Source organism: Candidatus Arsenophonus triatominarum (assembly GCF_001640365.1).
Lineage (GTDB): Bacteria > Pseudomonadota > Gammaproteobacteria > Enterobacterales > Enterobacteriaceae > Arsenophonus > Arsenophonus triatominarum.
The window spans coordinates 1-4554 of sequence record NZ_LWMI01000062.1 but is presented as its reverse complement, the minus strand read 5'-3'; the positions used below and the strand labels follow the sequence as shown (position 1 = coordinate 4554).

The window sequence follows — 4554 nt, the reverse complement described above, 5'->3', positions numbered from 1 at the left end:
CAGTGTCACTGAATCGGTCATTGGCACGTTCAAATCTTAACAATCTCAGCGCCACGCACGCGCATCAATAAAACACAGAACCTTATAGAAAGTCGAGCCTGAAGAACGCCGTTTAAAATGGTGCTTTTCTGTGGGCGGCTGTTCTGTGCGCGCAGGTTCGATTTTCTATAAGGAAAAGTACGATGAAATTAGTAACAACTAAAAATGACAATTTTTTAGTAACAGAAATGCCAACAATGACCAGTCTGGAAATGGTGGACTATATTAATGCGGAGCGGAAATCAAAAGCGGAAGCAGAGAGATTAACGTTTCCTTGCAAAAAATATCGCAAGTTACAGCACAATAATTTTATGGCAAAAGTACCCAAAGTTCTTGGAGAAACATCTGCTAAATTTTTAGCTGATGATATTTTCACCACTGGAAACGGTGCCCAGTCTATTCGAAAAATTTACCGATTTCCAAAACGTGAAGCCTGTCTAATGGCAATGAGTTACAGCTATGAGTTACAGGCTAAAATCTATGACTACATGACGGAGTTGGAAGAAAATAAAGGATTAGCTTTTACTATTGAGCAATTACAAAATATTGTTGCTACAGCCAGAAAAGAGTCTGATAAAGACTCTTCGGATGCTGGTCGTCGATTACGTAAGCGTCAAGATGATTTACCCATTCTTAAAAAAGCTGAAAAAACAGTAATGGAGTTATCTCAAATCCCCCTTGATTTAATTGGTGGAAGCATGAGGTTAGAAGGATGACTCCTGAGCAATTCATCGAAGCCAATGTTAAGGCCGAGTTAATCAAGCTGGGCTTTTCTACCTCTGTCGCCAGCTTAGCCACCCGTGAAGCCATCCGCTATTATCGCAAACAGCCAGCTAGTAGAAGAGGCAAGATGATAGAAGATTGTCTTAATCAAGCAAAATTGTGGCCAGGTTAACAACAAAGCGATAATCGCAAATGAGTTCAATTAAACAAGTCAAAACTCGCCATGATAGCGAGGGTTTTCGTGTGCATTACGAAAATCCAGCAGGACGATTTCATAAAAGCTTTAAAACGCGGGAAGCTGCTTGCCATTTTCTTTTTCTGAGCGAATCTGAGCGATTTTTGGCGATGATGGCAAAAGAAAAAGAGCAATGCGAGATTGGCATCTTCGCAAGTTGATTCAGTTTTATGTGGGGAAAAAGGTCTTTCAGTGTGAAACGGGGCATTTACGGCAAAGTTCGCTCGATACGATTAAACATGCCTTGTTTTCGATTGACGAAACGTTGCAAGCAAAATGGCGTTGAATATTCGCCCGAGTGAATTAACGGTTTACCGGAAAATACGCTTAAACATCTGCATTCTGCCTATTTGCTGCTGAAAGCAATGCGAAATGTTGGTGTCAGTCCAATTCCAAAATTGAAAAGAAAAGGGGAAAGCCTATTTTCATTCCGGCGTTTGAGAATGTGGATAGGATGATTGAAGAAGCGCCCGTCAGAGAAAGATTGCCTTCATCTTGGCATCGGTGATTGGGCTTCGGATAAGCGAAATATTGGCATTGGATTATAGCGATATTCAAGGGGAATATTTGAATATCTCAAAACATGTAACACGAAACGGTGTTATTGAAGGCTTAAAGCTGACGTTCAGCGATTGTTACCGATGCCAAAAGGGTTATTGTCGCTATTGGATAAAACAAGTTTGGGTTACATGAACCATTAATTGTCAGTCAATCAGTGAAAGACTGTCGTTAAATTACAGTACGACAGGAATTGTTAAGGAATTACTGGAAAAATTCAGGATTGGGAAATTTCATAACTTACGGCATTTTGCAGCGGTACGTCTTATCAAAAAACGGAATGATATTCATGTTATTTCTAAAATGCTGGGTCATAAAAACATTGAGACCACCTCAAATATTTACGGTCGATTTTCAGGGTCAATTTTGAGTTAAATTTTTAACATTTGCGTTCATTTTTTAATCATTAAGGTAAATGGGGTTAAAACCTTAATTGCTTTACATCAAAGGGATTCAGGTAAAAAATTACAGAATAGCCAAAACGCATAATTCCGCAGTCATACTTCCGCATTTTGAAAATTGGAAACCTAATAATAACAACGCATGAAGAGGGATTTTTTCGCATACTTCCGCAAAATAAGTCCGCACCCAAAATGGCTAATTTTACGAATGTTGCACAAAGGTTAAAAAGAGGTTGTCATGTCAGGGAAAGCTAAATATAAAAAAGCGTATATTGATGACGTGATCAACCTGTCTTTGGTGAAAGGCAAAGTATCAAATCATTTCATTGCAAAATGGCTGCATGTGGATGAAAAAACGATTAGAAATTGGCGAAAGGATTATTACGAATTTGATCATGCTTTTCATCATGCGGCCGACATTTTGAAAAAAGAGCTAGCAGAAACAGCAAGGCAAAACACCAAAATCCGAAAACGCAAAATTATTAAAACCACGGCAGACGGCGAAACGACAACGATAGAAGAAGTATTGCCTAGTCACAATGATATTGCCGTTTACAAAAAGATGGGGATCAATGAAGTCTTCTTTAACGATGAAAAGCATCAACAAAAAGAATACTTAAGATCGATACTCGAGCGAAAAAAATCAGCCGAAATCACTTCACTAGAGGCCGCGCAATTTTTAGAGATAGAAGGCATTCCTATACCAACTACCTTATTACTGGAAATTAAGCAATTGCAAGGTAGCCCTATACCAGAAGATATACTACCGCAAAATGCAATTACTCGAGAAATGACTTTAGAAGAGGCCGCAGAAGCGTACCAAAAACTGATGGGGTAAAGGGTTAAAATCGCTTACTTATTTATGTTATAAATGATATTAAATTTAAATATTTATTTAATATCAATTGATTATATGAGTTTAACCCCATTTTTTGTATTTTTATGTACACGTTTATGTGCAAAATATTTTTTTGAGTCGCTTTTTTCCGGACAAATTCCTATGCCGTTACCTTTTCCTTTTGACTTTAAAAAACCAGATTATTTTAAGGTATTTGAGTGGCGCGATGAGCGTCTACAACGGTTACGCCAGCAGCCGGAAAGTTTTAAACGATTAACCCGATTTTATAAGGATAATCCCGCGCAGTTTATTATTGACTGGGGCATGACGACAGACCCACGAAATGTCGATTACGGGTTACCGGTGACTATTCCTTTTTTGCTGTTCCCGAAACAGGAAGCATGGATTGACTGGATAATGACACGCTGGAAAGGACGTGAAAACGGTATTACCGAAAAAAGCCGCGAAATGGGCTTAAGCTGGACGTCAATTGCACTCGCATGCGCTTTATGTCTCTTTAATAAAGAGATGGTAATTGGCTTTGGCTCCCGCAAAGAAGAGTATGTTGACAGCACCGGTGACCCGAAAGCGTTGTTCTGGAAAGCCCGTAAGTTTATTGAAACTTTACCGCAAGAGTTTCGGGGAGGCTGGGTAGCGAAAAAACACGCGCCTTATATGCGGGTCAATTTTCCAAACACCGGCGCCATTATCAAGGGTGAAGCGGGGGACAATATTGGACGGGTGACCGGACGACACTCTATTTCGTCGACGAAGCCGCCTTTTTGCCTCGTCCGCTATTGATTGATGCTGCCCTATCGCAAACTACCCGCTGCCGCATTGACTTAAGTTCGGTTAATGGGATGGACAATCCTTTTGCCCAAAAACGCCACAGTGGACGTATTCCGGTGTTTACCTTTCACTGGCGCAATGACCCCCGTAAAGATGAACAATGGTACGAAAAAGAGTGCCTGAAAATCGATAATCCGGTCATTGTGGCGCAGGAACTGGATTTGAACTATCAGGCGTCTGTTGAAGGTATCTTAATTCCCGCCGAATGGGTACAGGCGGCCATTGATGCCCATATCAAACTGGGGTTTTTGACAACGGGGGCTAAACGACTCGGTTTTGACGTTGCAGATGAGGGCGATGACAGCAACGCCCTCACGTTTGTACACGGATCGGTTGTCACGGATTGCCAGCAGTGGAGTAAAGGCGACGTGATCAGCTCAGCAAACCGAGTCAAAAACTATGCTGAGGAAGTCCATGCCGATGAAATCATCTATGACTCCATCGGGGTAGGGGCAGGGGTGAAAGCGCATCTACGACGGACATGTCATATCACCGCAACCGGATTCAACGCGGGTGGGGCTGTCTTTAAACCTGACGCAAAATATGTGGCGGGAAAAACCAATAAAGATATGTTCGCGAATATTAAGGCGCAAGCCTGGTGGGCGTCCGAGACCGTTTTTTTAATACCTGGCGGTGTATCATGCATTTGGAAAAATATCCGGATGACAAACGTTTCATCAATCAATTTACCGATGGCCTGTTAATCAGTCTCAGTTCAGGCATAAAAGAACTTGACGTACTGAAAGCTGAATTATCCCGTCCTCGGGTGGATTACGACAACAATGGACGGGTGAAAGTCGAGAGCAAAAAAGACATGAAAAAACGGGCATCGCTTCACCCAACATGGCCGATTCATTAATTATGGCTTTTTCCCCCGTTCCTAAACCGTTTCACATTCCCGACGAGGCATT

Annotated in this window: 7 protein-coding genes and 1 pseudogene; all 8 read left to right on the top strand. The window is 41.5% G+C overall.

All coding sequences use genetic code 11. The features are described 5' to 3' along the window. Positions 1–182 precede the first annotated feature (182 nt). A complete protein-coding gene (locus AYJ55_RS22465; protein WP_063657676.1) occupies positions 183–755 on the top strand; it encodes a hypothetical protein in 573 nt (190 codons plus the stop codon). Beyond that, positions 752–934 (top strand): hypothetical protein, encoded by a 183-nt coding sequence (locus tag AYJ55_RS22460; RefSeq protein WP_063657994.1) that lies wholly within the window; start codon positions 752–754, stop codon positions 932–934. Before AYJ55_RS22465 ends, AYJ55_RS22460 begins: the two co-directional genes overlap by 4 nt. 20 nt (positions 935–954) lie before the next feature. Continuing rightward, positions 955–1158, top strand: a complete 204-nt coding sequence (locus AYJ55_RS22455) for a hypothetical protein (RefSeq protein ID WP_063657992.1) — start codon at positions 955–957, stop codon at positions 1156–1158. After that, positions 1155–1283, top strand: a complete 129-nt coding sequence (locus AYJ55_RS34965) for a hypothetical protein (RefSeq protein WP_281181218.1) — start codon at positions 1155–1157, stop codon at positions 1281–1283. The genes AYJ55_RS22455 and AYJ55_RS34965 overlap by 4 nt, the downstream gene beginning before the upstream one ends. Before the next feature lie 209 nt (positions 1284–1492). Beyond that, the gene (locus tag AYJ55_RS30150) at positions 1493–1690 is read left to right on the top strand and encodes a site-specific integrase (protein ID WP_162505831.1); all 198 of its coding nucleotides are present in this window, start codon (positions 1493–1495) and stop codon (positions 1688–1690) included. Positions 1691–1693: 3 nt separating this feature from the next. Continuing rightward, positions 1694–1930, top strand: coding sequence for a tyrosine-type recombinase/integrase (locus tag AYJ55_RS36540; RefSeq protein ID WP_162505832.1), 237 nt, complete (start codon positions 1694–1696; stop codon positions 1928–1930). 264 nt (positions 1931–2194) lie between these two features. Further along, positions 2195–2794: a hypothetical protein gene (locus AYJ55_RS22450; protein WP_063657649.1), complete on the top strand. Its 600-nt coding sequence runs from the start codon at positions 2195–2197 to the stop codon at positions 2792–2794. 162 nt (positions 2795–2956) lie between these two features. Next, positions 2957–4554: pseudogene (locus AYJ55_RS30140) on the top strand (terminase large subunit); the annotation flags it as partial.

What these genes read in the sequence shown, in the direction of transcription:
- AYJ55_RS22465 (WP_063657676.1), top strand. Translation starts at nt 183, where the DNA reads ATGAAATTAGTAACAACTAAAAATGACAATTTTTTAGTAACAGAAATG.
- AYJ55_RS22460 (WP_063657994.1), top strand. Translation starts at nt 752, where the DNA reads ATGACTCCTGAGCAATTCATCGAAGCCAATGTTAAGGCCGAGTTAATC.
- AYJ55_RS22455 (WP_063657992.1), top strand. Translation starts at nt 955, where the DNA reads ATGAGTTCAATTAAACAAGTCAAAACTCGCCATGATAGCGAGGGTTTT.
- AYJ55_RS22450 (WP_063657649.1), top strand. Translation starts at nt 2,195, where the DNA reads ATGTCAGGGAAAGCTAAATATAAAAAAGCGTATATTGATGACGTGATC.